We start from the raw sequence: 14358 nt of genomic DNA on the forward strand, positions 1-14358 counted from the left end.
CGAGCTGCCGAGCCGGTGTCACTTCGGACGGACGGCCTGGCGAGGGGAGTGGGGCAGGTTTCCCTCCCGCAAGGCCTTGACCGCGTCGCCGACGAGGTCGGCGACCAGCCGGACCTCGCGCTGCAGGGCCTCGTCGCGGTCCAGCGCCTCGTGGCTGTTGAAGTAGGGCTCGTAGTAGCCGAGATAGCGGTCCAGCCGCGACAGGCCCTCGGCGGCGACCAGGCCCATCCAGTCGAGCCAGTCGCTGAGGTTGCGGCGCTGCGATTCGACACCGGCGACGTCGCCATGCACCACCAGCCCGTACACGCGGCCCGACAGGTGCTTGGGATAGTCCCAGCCCTTGGCCTCGATCGCCTTGGCCTCCGCGGCGCGCTTGCCGTGGGTCGAGGTCGGATCGGGGTTGCCGCCGTCGGCGCAGACCAGGCGGTCGATCATGAGCTTGAGCGCGCTGGGCGATTGATACCAATAGGTGGGGGTGAGCAGGATCACGCCGTGGGCGGAGACCCAGCGCTCGTAGATCTCGTTCATCCAGTCGCTGGACTGGCCCAGCGCGTGGTTGGGGTAGCAGCTGCAAGGCCAGTGGCAGAGCGGCATCGCGGTCGACACGCAGCCCTTGCAGGGGTGGATCTCGCGGCCGTACTCCGAGGTCATCAGGCTGAGGTCGAGCACGTCGACGATGACGTCGCGGCGGCTGAGCTGCTCCTTGGCCATCTGCGTCATGCGCCAGGTCTTGGACATCTCGCCGGCGCAGGACCCGTCGTTGCGGTCGCCGCCGCAGACCAGCAGCACGCGCGACCGCGTGTTCGGATCGGCCCATCGCTGCTGCGCCTGCTTCAGACGCTGATGGGCGTCGAGCCACTCGACGGACGCTTCGTAGTCGGGGTCCTGGAAGCCGTTGCCCGCGCGCCGGGTGATCGGGGCCTTGCGGCCTTCCTTCATGGCGACCCAGGCGATGTCCTCGAGCCGAGCGATCGCGTCGGACTCGGCGCGGTAGGCCGGATCGTGGAAGCGGCGCATGAAGCGCTCGTGGAACTGCTCGCGGGTCAGCTCCGCGGGCTGCTGGCCCTTGCGGATCTCGGTCATCGGCGGGTCCTGGGATGGCGACCCGGTCAGTATTCGCGGCTTCGGCCAGGGCTGAAGTCGGACAGGGGCGGGTTGTGAGGCGGGTGGTGTCCTACGGCCTTTTCATGTCTTCGATCCGCTGATCGGCCCCGACGGACACCTTGTCCGTCGCGGTGCACCCCGCACCGCCCGCGCGCCCAGGCTCTCCGCATCGCACCGCCCGCGTGCGCCCGACCCCCGCGAACGCGGGGTGCGGCATTCCCGCCTCCGGGCTTCCCCGCAACCTGCTTGTCACGAAGCGACCCTACGCTCCGCCCGTTCCCATTTCTGCGTCAAGTCAAGCGCAGTGCTTCACACATTTGCTGACAAAGTTTTGCCGTAAACGTTTGCGCAAACATTTGTTTTAACTATTGACACGTCCGAGGGTCGCCATGAAATTTCAATCTTTCCTGCTCGCCGCAGGGCTCCTGATCGCGGGAGCCGCGCAGGCCGACACCGTCGCGCTGTGGACCTACAGTCCCGACCGGAACGGCGTCATCTCCACCAAGCCGACCTACACCGACCACGGTGACGCCAGCTTCAGCACGCTCGGCAATGTCTCGACGACCTTCGTCAGCCAGTCCGGTTCCTCGGACACCACGACCGGCTCGATGGCGCTGAACACCGCCGGTTATGCCGCCCAGGGCACCGGCGACCGCACGAGCGGCGTGCAGTTCTCCGTCGACACGACCGGCTTCGAGAACCTCTTCTTCAGCTTCGACCAGCGCAACAGCGCCACCGCGTCCGCCTGGACCGCGCTGCTGTACACGCTGGACGGCGAGAACTGGCTCGAGGCCACCACCTTCCGCATGCTGCGCGACAGCACCTTCGTGAAGGGCCTGGGTTACGACTTCAGCAACATCAGCGGCGTGGCCGACAACGCCAACTTCGCGATCCAGCTGGTGTCGATGTTCGCGCCCGGCACCTCGTCCTATGCCGCCACCGGCTCGGGCAACTACGGCACCGCCGGCACGATCCGCTACGACGTCGTGTCCTTCACCGGCACGCTGATTCCCGAGGTCGAGATCCCCGAAGTCCCCGAACCCGCCTCGCTCGCGCTGACCCTCGGCGCGCTGGCCGTCATGGCCGCGACGATGCGCCGCCGCAAGCAAGCCTGATCAAGAACAAGGAGCCTTCCCATGAGAGTCCGTGCCCTGATCTCCCTGTCCGGACGCGCCGTGCTGCGCGTCTCCACGCTGAGCGCCATGGCCGTGGTGCTGACCGCCTGCGGCGGCGGCCTGAGCGGCGACAAGTCGCAGGCCCAGCAACAGGCCGCCACGCCTGACGATCGCGTCACCACGCAAGCCGCCGATCCGTCGGCCAAGTACCCCGATCACCACGAGTTCGACGCCGCGCTGGACGTGCCGTTCACCGGCGCCGAGTCCACCGGCGCGCGCGACTTCGCGGTGCACCTGGACTACGTCGGCGCGCCCGCGGGCACGCTGCTGGCCTACCGCGTCGAGCTGCGCTCGCCCGCCGGCGTCGTGGTCAAGCGCTGGAGCGGCGTCGAGCAGTACGCCGGCGACGTCAAGACCGTCAAGCTGAACTGGACTGGCCGCGCCGACGCGTCCATGGCCGACGGCGTCTACACCGCGACGCTGACCGCGCTCAGCGCGAAGGCGGGCACGGCGCTGAAGGCCACCGGCTCGGACGCGCAGTTCGCCGAGATCCTCGCGGCGCAGCAGTCCGGTGAAGCGGACGGCCACGCGGTCGAGCAGAGCTGGAACTTCGCCATCGGCAAGCCGGCCAAGATCGCGATGGGCACGCTGCGTCCGCTGGCCATGGGCGCCTCGGGCGAAGCCGACCAGCGCGTGCGCGCGCAGGCCTCGTCGGTGATCGCGGGCTCCTGGCCCTACACGATCTACTACGGCAGCTTCCACGGTCAGACCAACGACTCCGACGGCGGCGGCGCCATCGGCAGCTGCAGCTCCTCGCAGCCCGCGCAGAGCGGCGCCTACGGTCCCGACGCGGCGTTCCCCTACGCCAAGGACGCCGGCCTGGACATCTTCGCCAACACCGACCACAACCACTACTTCGACGGCTCGTCGAGCACCAACACCAGCGGCAGCGCCACCGCGGCCAAGGCGCGTTATCAGCGCGGCCTGCAGATCGCGTCGGACTACTCCGCGGCCAACCCCGGCTTCCTGGCCGTGTACGGCATGGAGTGGGGCGTCATCAGCAACGGCGGCCACCTGAACATCTTCAACAGCAACGAGCTGCTCTCGTGGGAATACAACGCGCAGAACGAGCTCTTCGGTGATCGCTACGTCGCCAAGAGCGACTACGCCACGCTGTACTCGGTGATGCGCGCGCAGGGCCTGATCGGCCAGTTCAACCATCCGGACTCGAGCGGCCAGTTCATCATCAACGGCACCGACATGGCCTACAGCGCCGATGGCGACGAGGTGATGGTGATGTCGGAGGTGATGAACACCTCGGCGTTCTCGGCCAACACGACCGAGAGCGAGACCTCGCGCAGCTCCTACGAGGGCTCGTGGAAGAAGCTGCTGGAGCGCGGCTTCCACGTCGCCCCGGCGACCAACCAGGACAACCACTGCGCCAACTGGGGCAAGTCCTACACCAACCGCACCGCGGTGCTGATCCCCACGGGCACGGCGCTGAGCAAGGCCGCGCTGGTGGACGCGCTCAAGGCGCGCCGCGTCTTCGCGACGATGGACAAGAACTCGCAACTGATCTTCAGCGCCAACGGCAAGATCATGGGCGAGCGCTTCGACAACGCCGGCGCGCTGGCGCTGAACGTGGGCTTCTACAACCCGAACGGCCGCACGGTGGTGTCGACCGAGATCTGGGAAGGCGTGCCCGGGCGCAACGGCACGGTCACGCTGCTGACCAGCAGCCCGACCGCGACGGTGACGCCGGCCAACGGCAAGCACTTCTACTACGCCAAGGTCACGCAGGACGACGGCAAGGTGCTGTGGTCCGCGCCGATCTGGGTCAACCAGGGCGTCAGCGGCGGCGACACGACGCCGCCGGCGGTGTCGGCCTCGGTGAGCGGCACCTCGGGCACGATCACGTTCTCCGCCACGGCCAGCGACAACGTCGGCGTGACGCAGGTCGAGTTCTGGCTGGACGGCGCGCTGAAGGACATCGACACGACGTCGCCGTACGCGATCTCGGTGAACTCCACGCAGCTGACCAACGGCACGCACAGCCTCGTGGCCAAGGCCTATGACGCGGCGGGCAACACGACGACGTCGGCGCCGGTGAGCTTCACGGTCAACAACGTGGTCGACGCGGCGGATGAGGTCGAGCCCAACAACACGATCGCCGCGGCCAACGCGGTGGGCAGCCGCAACCAGCTGACGGGCTACATCGGCAGCGCCAGCGATGTGGACTTCTTCAAGGTCACGCTCGCGGCCAACCAGCGACTGCGCGTGGACATGACGGGTCCGACCTCGTCGTCGATCGACTACGACCTGTACGTCGTGCGCTCGACCGGCACGGGCCTGGCGCGTTCGGAGGCGACTGGCAGCACCGAGTCGCTGACGTACCAGAACGGCGCCACCGCGCAGACGGTCTACATCAAGGTGATGTCGTACGCGGGCTCGAGCACCACGTCCCCGTACAAGCTGACGATCAGCTATCCCTGATCGTCACCCCGCGACAACGAGGAGGATCCTTGTTCCCCCTCTCCCGCTTGCGGGAGAGGGCAGGGGTGAGGGCCAGAGGCCGCTGAAGGCAGAGGAGGGCGGACCCCACAAGGGTCCGCCTTTTTCATTCCCATGACCCGTCCTGCCCCACGTTGACACCTCGGGCTCGCTGAAAGGGCGGGATCGATGGATAAGGGGATCAAGAGAACGCAGCGCGATTACACGATGGCCTTTAAGTTGGCGGTCGTGGCGCAGGTGGAGAGGGGGGAGCTGACCTACCGGCAGGCACAGGCCGAGTACGGCATCCAGGGCCGATCGACGGTGTTGAAGTGGCTGCGCAAACATGGTCGCCTGGGCTGGGGAGCTGGGGCATCATCGGCAGCCATGCCGATAGACAAGACCCCCACGCCGCTGACGCCGGAGCAGCAGATCAAGGCGTTGCAAGTACAGCTCAAGGAAGCGCAGCAGAAGGCGCAGCTGTTTGAAGCCGTGATCGATGTGTTGAAGAAGGATTACGGAGTACGCGTCGTAAAAAAGCCTTCAGGCAAGTCCTCGAGCAAGACCTTGTCCAAGGGTTGAGCGTCAGCGGGGCTTGCCGACACATGGGCATAAGCCGTCAAGCTTATTACCAGGACCGCTGCCGCCAGGCAGCGCTGGCGCAGAGGGCGCAGGCGGTGGTGAGTCTGGTGCGGGAGAGGCGACTGAGGCAGCCGCGGGTGGGTACGCGAAAGTTGCATTGCATGCTGCGCGAGCCGCTGGAGCGCCAAGGCATCAGCGTGGGGCGAGATGCGATGTTTGATGTGCTTCGCAACGCGAGGTTGCTGGTGGCGCCGCGCAGGGCGTATCACAAGACCACCGATAGCCATCACCGCTTCAGGCGTCATCCGAACCTGCTTAAGCCTGGGCCGGAGCAGATCAGGCCAACCGGGCCGGAACAGGTCTGGGTGGCTGACATCACGTATCTGCCGACGGCGGGGCGATTCGTTTACCTGAGCCTGGTCACGGACGCGTATTCAAGAAAGATCGTGGGCTGGCACGTGCACGCGAGTCTTCAAACGGAGGAAGTGGCGCAAGCGCTGAAGGTTGCGCTCAAAGGGAGGAAGACCAGACAGCGGCTGGTGCATCACTCGGATCGAGGGATCCAGTACTGCTCGACGCTCTACCAGGAGCTGCACGGACGGCATGGACTGACCTGCTCGATGACAGACGGGTATGACTGCTACCAGAACGCGTTGGCCGAGCGGGTCAACGGGATCCTGAAAATGGAGTTCCTGCTGGACAGGCCCAACGACCTGAAGGAAGCCAGGCGGATGGTGCAAGAGTCGGTCCAGATCTACAACGAGGAGCGACTGCATTTGTCGCTGAAAATGCAAACGCCCGATGCTGTGCATCGGGCGCTACTGGTCGGCTGACGCCGACCTTTACAACCGTCCGAGACTGTCAACGCAGTTCAGGACGGGTCACCACCCGCCGCCGAGCGTCAGGAACAGCTGCACCTGCTCGTCGACGAGCGTGGCCTCGGACGCGGCGAGTGACGCATCGCTCGCGGCCAGCGCGCGTTCCGCGTCAAGCGCGTCCAGATACGCGACCTTGCCGCCCTGATAGAGCCGTCGCGCCTGCCCGGCGACGATCGCCGCCTCGTCGCGCGAGGCCTGCAGCGCCGCGCGGCGATCCAGTTCGCGCGCGTACTGGTTGAGCGCGGTCTCCGTCTCGCGCAACGCATTCAGCACGGTGCCGTCGAAACGCGCCGCCGCCTGACGCGTGCCTGCCTCGGCCTGCGCGATGCGCGCGTCGGCCACGCCGTTGTTGGGCAGCGTCCACGAGATCAACGGACCGAGGCTCCAGCTCAGCGTGTCGCTCTTGCCGAAGCCCGCGAGCGTGCCTGCCGAGCCGGCCGACAGCCCCAGCGTGACCTTCGGATACCGGTCGGCGATGGCCACGCCGATGCGCGCCGTCGCGGCATGGAGCTCACGCTCGGCTTGCCGGATGTCGGGACGCCGGCGCAGCAGCGCCGCGCCGTCGCCGACGGGCATCGTGCCGGCGACGCGCGGCGCGACATGGCAGTCAGCCAGCGCGCGCGGGAAGTCCTCGGGCAGCTCGCCGGTCAGCGTGGCGAGCCGATACAGCGCCGACTGGCGCTGCGCCAGCAGCGGCGGCAACGCGGCCTGCAGCTGCTGGAGCTGACTGCGCGCGCGGGCCGCGTCGATCTCGCCGACGCGGCCGGCCTGCTGCAGCCGCTCGGTGACCTGGAGCGCCTCGCGCTGCAGATCGACCGAGTGCTGCGCGGACGTCAGGCGCTGGCCCGTGGCGCAGGCCTCGGCATAAGCGCGCGCGGTGCCGGCGGCCACGTTGACCTTGACCAGGTCCAGCGCGGCGGCGGCGGCCTCCGTGCTCGCCTGCGAGGACTCGATCGCGCGCCGGATCTGGCCGAACAGGTCGAGTTGATAGGACAGGCCCACGCCCGCGCTGTAGCGGTAGGTGTCGGGCGGCACGTAGTCCTTCTTCAGCATCGACAGGCCCGACGGATGGCCGTAGCTCGGTCCGCCGTTGACGCTGACGCTGGGCTTCTCGCCGCCGCGGACCTCGGACTCGAGGGCCTGGACCCGCTCGAGGTTGGCTGCTGCCTGACGCAGGTCGGTGTTGCGCGCCAGCGCCTGCTCGACCAGCGCATCCAGCGCCGGATCCTGGAAGAGATGCCACCAGCGCGGCGGCAGCGGCGTGGCGTCGAAGGGGGCGGCCGAGGTCTTGCCCGCCGCGTCCGCGGCGCGTTGCTGCTCGAGGAAGGCCTCGGACGCGCGTGGCTTCATCACGGCGGACTCGGGCGGCACCTGGTAGTCGGGGCCTTTGGGCGCGGTCGAGCAAGCGCTCAGCGCGGCCGCGGCGATGACGGCCAGCGCGACCCGGCGAGGTCCTCGCTCGCGACGAAACGCGGCGCTCATGACTTCACCCCGGCCTTGGCCGAGGTCGCCAGCACCTGCACGGTGACAGTCTGCCCCGCGACGAGCCGCTCGCCGGCCGGCAGCGGATCGAGCTTCACCCGCACCGGCACGCGTTGCGGCAGCCGCACCCAGTTGAAGGTCGGATTGACGCTCGGCAGCAGATTGGCGCTGGTGCTGCGATCGCGGTCGGCGATGCCCGCGGACAGGCTCTCCACATGGCCCGTCAGCGCGCGGCTCGCGCCCATCGGCTTGACCTCGACCGCGTCACCGACGTGGATGCGCGGCAGCTTGGTCTCTTCGAAGTAGCCCTCGACATAGAGCGATCCCGCGTCGACCAGCGCGAGCACCGGATGGCCGGCGCTCGCGTACGCGCCCTGGCGCAGATCGAAGTTGGTGATGGTCCCGGCGGACGGCGCGCGGATCTCGGCGCGGGTCAGGTTCAGCCGGGCGGCGTCGACGGCGACCTCGGCCTGCGCCACCGCGGCGTGCGCCTGCTCGGCGCGGCTGCGGGTCTGCTCGCGTGCCTCCTGCGACACCAGCGTGCCCAGGCCGCTGTTGCGCTCGGCCTCGCGCTGCGCCTGCGCGAGCACGACCTTCTGCGAGGCGAGCTGCGCCTGCGACTGGCGCAGCGCGAGCTCATACCGGGCGCGGTCGACCTCGAACAGCAGGGCGCCGGCGGCCACCTGCTGGTTGTCCTGCACCGGCACGGCGGTGACCAGGCCGGACACGTCCGGCGCGATCTGCACGACGTTGGCGCGCACGCGGCCGTCGCGGGTCCAGGGTTGGAGCTCGTAGCGGTCCCAGAGTTGCTGGGCCGCCCACAGGGCGCCGCCGACCACGGCCAGCGTGACCGCCATCGAGAGGGCGCGGCGCAAGGGGAATGCGGAAGTCTTCATGTCGTCGGGGCCGGCGAGAGGCCGGCGTCATTGATTCGGGGAAGGAGTCGGAGCGATCGGAGCCGATGAGGCGAAGGAGGCGCCGTCATCCAGGGCCGTGGAACACGCGCAGCGAGGCGGCGCTCAGGCCCCAGAGCAGCAGCACGTAGACGGCCAGGTCGAACAGCGCCGGATGCCAGACCCAGCGGTAGGCGCCGCTCCAGGCGAGCAGCCGCCGCACCAGCGACAAGGCCAGCAGCGCCAGCGCCGCCAGCGGCATCAGCCAGGGCAGGTAGAGGCCGAAGAAATCCACTGCGCCGGTCATGCCGGAGTCTCCTCATTCAGGACGATGGGTGCGCGCGGCAGCTCGGGCACGGGCGCGTCGGGGAACAGGTTGCGGCGCATGCCCAGCAGCGCGCCGGCGGCCGGATGGGCCTCGGCGGGCAGCGGGCGCGACGCGGGGAAGGCCTCGATCAGGCGGACCAGCGCGGTGTCCAGCCGCTCGAGCAGCGCGACGGGCGGCGCGGCCAGCGCGTTGCTGTCGCCGGCGATGCGCGCGCGCAGCCAGTCGCTCATCCCGTCCAGCAGCGGTTGCAGCGGCAGCACGGCTTCGCCGGGCAGCCGGGCGCGCACGCCCTGCAGCGCGACGAGGTCCGCGCCCAGGCGCAGGTCGCGCAGGGCGTCGTCGGTCGGCACGCCCGGGACCGAGCCGCCCGCCTGCGCCACGCGCGGTGCCAGCAGCGAGATGCGGTCCAGCATGCGCAGCAGGTAGGCCTGCGCGCGTCCCGCCGAGCGGGGCAGGCGGGCCAGCTCGTCGAGCTCGCGCCAGGTCGCGCGCTGGATGCGGCGGGCGCTCCAGTCCGCGCCCACCGAGCGCATCAGACGCGTCACGCGCGCCGCCACGAAGACGCCGGCCAGTTGGCCCGACATCGAGTTCAGGAAGCTCGTCAGGTCGGCTTGCGCGGTGTCGTGCATCACCAGCGTGCCGATGACACCGAAGAGGAAGGGCAGGGCGGCACCCACCGTCGCGGGCCGCCCGACGAAGGCGCCCACGACGAGGAACACCGGCGCGCACACCGCCATCAGCGTCCACATGTCCTGCACCAGCGGCAGCAGCACCAGCACGTACAGCGCGCCGAAGGGCATGGACAGCACGGTCCAGTGCAGGAAGCCGTTGATGGCCGGCACCGGGTCGTCCATCGCCGCGAAGAAGCAGCAGAAGATCGCGGCCATCATCGCCGCGGCCGATCCCATCGGCCAGCCGGTGAGGATCCAGAACGCGCAGCAGGCGAGGATCGCGATCAGCGCGGCCGCGCCGGACCACAGCGCCATGCCCATGTCCAGGTGCAGCTTCGGGCCGCTGAGCGCGGGCGTCGCGCGCGAGGGCATGGCCGCGCCGGAGAGGCCGCGGTCGATGTCCGCGCGCAGCTGCACGCAGTGCAGCCAGCCGTCGAGCAGCGCGTCCAGCCGTTCCGCCAGCGCCACGCGCAGCAGCCGCGCCCAGGGGTCGTCGGCGAGCGACTCGCGGGAGGCGTCATCGGTCAGCGCGGCGAGCCGCGTGCGCAGCGCCGGCAGACGCGTCTGGGCCTCCTCGGGCGGCAGCGCCAGCCAGGGGCCGATGGCGTCCAGCAGCGCGCGCACATCCGCGGGCACGCCGCCATGCGCCTCCAGCGCGCGCAGGCGGTCCTCCACGCCCGCCAGCAGCGGCGTCATCGCGGCGACGCCGTCCTGCATCGCATGCACGGCGTCGGCGGTCCAGCGCAGGTGGCTGGTGTCGAAGGGGATGTGGGTGGACAGCAGCCGCAACTGGGTGATGTCGCCGGCCACGCGGCGCCGGTCCGCGCCGCCATCGCGCCGCGCGGCGATGTCGGCCAGCCAGGCGCGCGTGTCGCCCAGCGTGCGGTCCAGCAGGCCCAGCACCGACGTGGCCAGGCTGTTGGGCAGCACCAGGCTGTGCACCAGCGTCGCGCTGAGCACGCCCAGGCCGATCTCCTCGAGCCGCGCCACGGCGGTGTCGAAGATCGCCAGCGGCGTGTCCACCGACGGGAACCCGATCAACGCCGCCGTGTAGCCGGCCAGCATGAAGGCGTAGGCGCGCGGCGTGCGGTCACGCAGCGACAGCGCCAGGCAGCCGGCGACCCACAGCGCCAGCGCCAGGCTCAGCAGCTCGGGCGCGTTGGCGAAGCGCGGCACCATCAGCACCGCGGCGATGCCGCCGACCAGCGTGCCGATGAAGCGGAACAGGCCCTTGGAGCGCACCGCGCCGGCCATCGGATGGGCGACGACATAGGCCGTCATCAGCGCCCAGAACGGCCGCGGCTGGCCGGCCCAGCTCGCCAGGAAGACCGCGAGCATGGCCGCGGCGAAGGCCTTGAACGAGAAGATCCACTCGGCGCGGGTGAAGCCGGGGCGCAGCACGGCGGGGAAGGGGAGGGTCGGGAACTTCATGACCGTCGTTCGGGTTCGGGCCGGCTCACTTGCGCCGCGGCGGGACCACCGGCTTGGGCGCGCCGACGCGCTCGGCCAGCGTGCCGAACACGCGCAGCGCGGCCTCGATGTCGGCATCGGCGATGCCCTCGTAGAGCTCGTTGCGCAGGTCGCGCAGCGTGACCTCGATCTGCTCGCAGGCGTCCGCGCCCAGCGCGGTCAGGTGCAGCGTCTTGGCGCGGCGGTCGTCGGGATCCTCGTGGCGCTCGATGAAGCCGCCCGCGATCAGCTGGTCCAGCGAGCGGGTGAGCGACGGCCCCTCGATCCCGAGCAGCGTGGCGAGCTCGCCCTGGCGCAAGCCGTCGCCCTGGCGGCCGATCATCACCAGCGGCCAGGCCAGCGCCTGCGACAGGCCCACGTGCGCGATCGCCAGGTTGGCCTTGGCGCGGTAGGCCCGCTCCAGCACCGGCAGCGTCACGCCCACGGTCATGAGGGCCGCTTCACGTGCGGTGCGGGTCAGCGTGCGGGTCGGCTTGTCGGTCGAGGAAGTCATGGCCGTGATTCTAAATAGGTAGCTTGCTATCTAATTCAGTGGGGTTATTCGCCGGTTACCGCTTCACCGGAAGCGGGCGGGCGAAAGCAAAACGGCCGGTCTGTCGACCGGCCGTTGCTTTTTCGCGTCGCGGGCTGTCAAGCCCGTGTCACGCCTTCGCGCGTCATTCGCGCGGATCGGCGGCGCTTAATCCTTGTCCTTCATGGTCAGCATGCGGTTGGTGCGCAACGCCACCAGGGTCACGATGGCGCCCGAGAGCAGGTAGGCGCTGACCGCCCAGAGCCCGAACTTCGCCGACAGCCCCAGCGCCACCAGCGGGGCGAAGGCCGCGCCGATGATCCAGGCCAGGTCCGAGGTCAGTGCGGCGCCGGTGTACCGGAAGTGGGGCAGGAAGTTGGACGTCACCGCGCCCGAGGACTGGCCGTAGGACAGCCCCAGCAGCACGAAGCCGACCAGGATGAAGATGTTCTGACCCATGCTGCCGCTGTCCAGCAGGATGGGCGCGAACAGGCTGAAGATCCCGATCGTCGTGGCCAGCGTGCCCAGCGTGCTGCGCCGGCCGATGCGGTCCGCGATCATCCCGGAGATCGGCATCGCCGCGGCCGCCAGCAGCGCGCCGACCACCTGCACCGACAGGAACTGCGTGACGTTCTGGTCGCCGTACAGCAACACCCACGACAGCGGGAACACCGTGACGATGTGGAACAGCGCGTAGCTGGCCAGCGCGGCGAAGGCGCCGATGAACAGGTTGGTGCCCTGCTGCGCGAAGAGCTCGTCGGTGTCGCACGGGTCGAGCTCATGCTCCTCCATGTTCTTCTCGTACTCGTGCGTCACGACCAGACGCAGCCGGGCGAACAGCGCCACGACGTTGATCGCGAAGGCGGCGAAGAACGGATAACGCCAGCCCCAGCTCAGGAAGTCGATCGTGGCCAGGCTGCTCCACAGGTAGGCGTAGAGCGCCGCGGCGATCAGGAAGCCGATCGGCGCGCCCAGCTGGCCCAGCATTGCGTACCAGCCGCGCCGCCCGGGAGGCGCGTTCAGCGCCAGCAGCGAGGGCAGGCCGTCCCAGGAGCCGCCCAGCGCCAGGCCCTGGCCGACGCGGCAGGCCGCCAGCAGGGCGATGGCCGCACCGCCCCAGCTGTTGAAGCCGGGGATCAGCGCGATCGTGCAGGTCGAGACGCCCAGCAGGAACAGCGCCACCGTCAGCTTCACGCTGCGGCCGAAGCGCCGCTGGATCTCCATGCCCAGCAAGGTCCCGATCGGGCGCACCAGGAAGGCCAGCGCGAGCAGCGCGAAGGCGTACAGCGTCCCGTCCAGGCGGTCCATGTGCGGGAAGAAGATCGACGGGAAGACCAGCACCGAGGCGATCCCGTAGACGAAGAAGTCGAAGTACTCGGACGCCCGCCCGATCACCACCCCGACCGCGATGTCGCCCGGGGCGATCGCTTCCTGTTCCTCCTGCGTCGCCACCCCCGTGCCTCGCGGCAGCGGCTGGCCCACGGTCGCCAGGTGTTGCCCGGCTGTCGAAAGGGTGCTGCTGTTCATACGTCTCCTACCTGGGACAAAATGTCCAATAGTTAGCTTTGGTCAATCGGGCAAAATCTGCGCCCGGCGTGCAACGGTCGACAAGTGTCGTTTTCCCCTTTATCGCTTTCCCTTCGGAGGAAACCCCCAGGTTTGCCGACGACGGGATCCCGATGCGAGGAGGGGGTTCCGCGTGATCTACGCCTGAAGGTCTGCTGAAGTCCCATGTACCTCAAAGCATCTCTAAAAACAAGCCTCGCCCGTCTCGGGCTCGTGTCGATGGCCCTGCCGTTGACCGCCTGCAACATGGTCGTGATGAAACCCTCGGGTGACATCGCCAACCAGCAGGCGCAACTGATCGTCGCCTCGACGCTCCTGATGTTGCTGATCATCGTCCCGGTGATCATCCTCACGATCGTCTTCGCGTTCCGCTACCGCGCGTCCAACACGCAGGCGACCTACTCGCCGGAGTGGGATCACTCGACCCGTCTCGAGCTGATCATCTGGGGCGCGCCGCTGCTAATCATCATCGCGCTGGGCGCGATGACCTGGATCAGCACGCACAAGCTCGATCCGTTCCGCCCGCTGGAGCGCCTGGACGCGCAGCGTCCGATCCCGGCCGGCGTGCAACCGCTGACCGTCGAGGTCGTGGCGCTGGACTGGAAGTGGCTGTTCATCTACCCCGATCAGGGCGTGGCCACGGTCAATGAACTGGTCGCCCCGGTGGATCGCCCGATCCACTTCAAGATCAGCTCGTCCACCGTGATGAACGCCTTCTACGTGCCCGCGATGGCCGGCATGATCTACGCGATGCCCGGCATGCAGAGCCAGCTCAACGCGGTGATCAACAAGCCCGGCGTGTACGACGGCTTCTCCGCCAACTTCAGCGGCGACGGCTTCTCGCACATGCGCTTCAAGTTCCACGGCCTGTCCAACGACGAGTTCGCCGCCTGGGTCGACCGCAACAAGGCCGACGGCGTGGCGCTGACCAAGGACGTGTACCTGGACCTGGAGAAGCCCTCCGAGAAGCAGCCGGTGCGCCGCTTCTCGAGCGTGGCCCCCGGCCTGTTCGACGCGGTCGTGAACCGTTGCGTCGACGGCACCAAGATGTGCATGGGCCAGATGATGGCCATCGACGCCGCCGGCGGCGGCGGCAAGGGCGCGATCGACGGCCTTGCCAGCAAGTCCTGGAGCAACGAGCAGAAGCGGATCTTCGTGGCCGCGCTGTGTACGCCTGACAACGCGGGGCAGTACGCCTCGCAATGGCAGGCCTCGGCCACCCGCAATTGATTCGCGAGTCCGGCGCGACCGCGATGACGCGCCGCGCC

At 69.0% G+C, this 14358-nt stretch carries 11 protein-coding genes; 4 read left to right on the top strand and 7 right to left on the bottom strand.

Annotation, left to right across the window (positions count from 1 at the left end):
• Positions 1–18 precede the first annotated feature (18 nt).
• Positions 19–1083, bottom strand: a complete 1065-nt coding sequence (locus ACNI65_RS02920) for a flavodoxin family protein (RefSeq protein ID WP_416761075.1) — start codon at positions 1081–1083, stop codon at positions 19–21.
• Positions 1084–1493: 410 nt separating this feature from the next.
• Between ACNI65_RS02920 and ACNI65_RS02925 the strand changes: the two genes are divergently transcribed.
• The 3 genes from ACNI65_RS02925 to ACNI65_RS02935 all read left to right on the top strand — a co-directional run bounded on the left by ACNI65_RS02925 (position 1494) and on the right by ACNI65_RS02935 (position 6124).
• Positions 1494–2219, top strand: coding sequence for a PEP-CTERM sorting domain-containing protein (locus tag ACNI65_RS02925; RefSeq protein WP_416761076.1), 726 nt, complete (start codon positions 1494–1496; stop codon positions 2217–2219).
• A gap of 21 nt (positions 2220–2240) precedes the next feature.
• Complete coding sequence (locus ACNI65_RS02930; RefSeq protein WP_416761077.1) at positions 2241–4712, top strand: CehA/McbA family metallohydrolase; 2472 nt, start codon at positions 2241–2243, stop codon at positions 4710–4712.
• Between the two features lie 186 nt (positions 4713–4898).
• A protein-coding gene (locus ACNI65_RS02935; protein WP_416760490.1) for an IS3 family transposase occupies positions 4899–6124 on the top strand; the annotation gives its coding sequence in 2 pieces (ribosomal slippage) (positions 4899–5241 and positions 5241–6124; 1227 coding nt in all).
• Between the two features lie 48 nt (positions 6125–6172).
• Here ACNI65_RS02935 and ACNI65_RS02940 read toward each other — a convergent pair.
• From ACNI65_RS02940 to ACNI65_RS02965, 6 genes are all read right to left on the bottom strand, one after another.
• The gene (locus ACNI65_RS02940) at positions 6173–7651 is read right to left on the bottom strand and encodes an efflux transporter outer membrane subunit (RefSeq protein WP_416761079.1); all 1479 of its coding nucleotides are present in this window, start codon (positions 7649–7651) and stop codon (positions 6173–6175) included.
• Positions 7648–8547 carry an efflux RND transporter periplasmic adaptor subunit gene (locus ACNI65_RS02945; protein ID WP_416761081.1) on the bottom strand — a complete coding sequence of 300 codons (900 nt, stop codon included), beginning with the start codon at positions 8545–8547 and terminating at the stop codon, positions 7648–7650. Before ACNI65_RS02945 ends, ACNI65_RS02940 begins: the two co-directional genes overlap by 4 nt.
• Before the next feature lie 85 nt (positions 8548–8632).
• Complete coding sequence (locus ACNI65_RS02950; protein ID WP_416761082.1) at positions 8633–8851, bottom strand: DUF1656 domain-containing protein; 219 nt, start codon at positions 8849–8851, stop codon at positions 8633–8635.
• The gene (locus ACNI65_RS02955) at positions 8848–10974 is read right to left on the bottom strand and encodes an FUSC family protein (RefSeq protein WP_416761083.1); all 2127 of its coding nucleotides are present in this window, start codon (positions 10972–10974) and stop codon (positions 8848–8850) included. Before ACNI65_RS02955 ends, ACNI65_RS02950 begins: the two co-directional genes overlap by 4 nt.
• 25 nt (positions 10975–10999) lie before the next feature.
• Positions 11000–11506, bottom strand: coding sequence for a MarR family winged helix-turn-helix transcriptional regulator (locus ACNI65_RS02960; protein ID WP_416761085.1), 507 nt, complete (start codon positions 11504–11506; stop codon positions 11000–11002).
• A 186-nt stretch (positions 11507–11692) separates the two neighbouring features.
• Positions 11693–13051, bottom strand: coding sequence for an MFS transporter (locus tag ACNI65_RS02965; RefSeq protein WP_416761087.1), 1359 nt, complete (start codon positions 13049–13051; stop codon positions 11693–11695).
• Between the two features lie 258 nt (positions 13052–13309).
• Between ACNI65_RS02965 and cyoA the strand changes: the two genes are divergently transcribed.
• Positions 13310–14320 (top strand): ubiquinol oxidase subunit II, encoded by a 1011-nt coding sequence (gene cyoA, locus ACNI65_RS02970; RefSeq protein WP_416761088.1) that lies wholly within the window; start codon positions 13310–13312, stop codon positions 14318–14320.
• The last annotated feature ends 38 nt before the right edge of the window (positions 14321–14358 follow it).

The organism is Roseateles sp. So40a, from assembly GCF_048081605.1.
In the GTDB taxonomy this organism is placed as follows: domain Bacteria; phylum Pseudomonadota; class Gammaproteobacteria; order Burkholderiales; family Burkholderiaceae_C; genus Roseateles.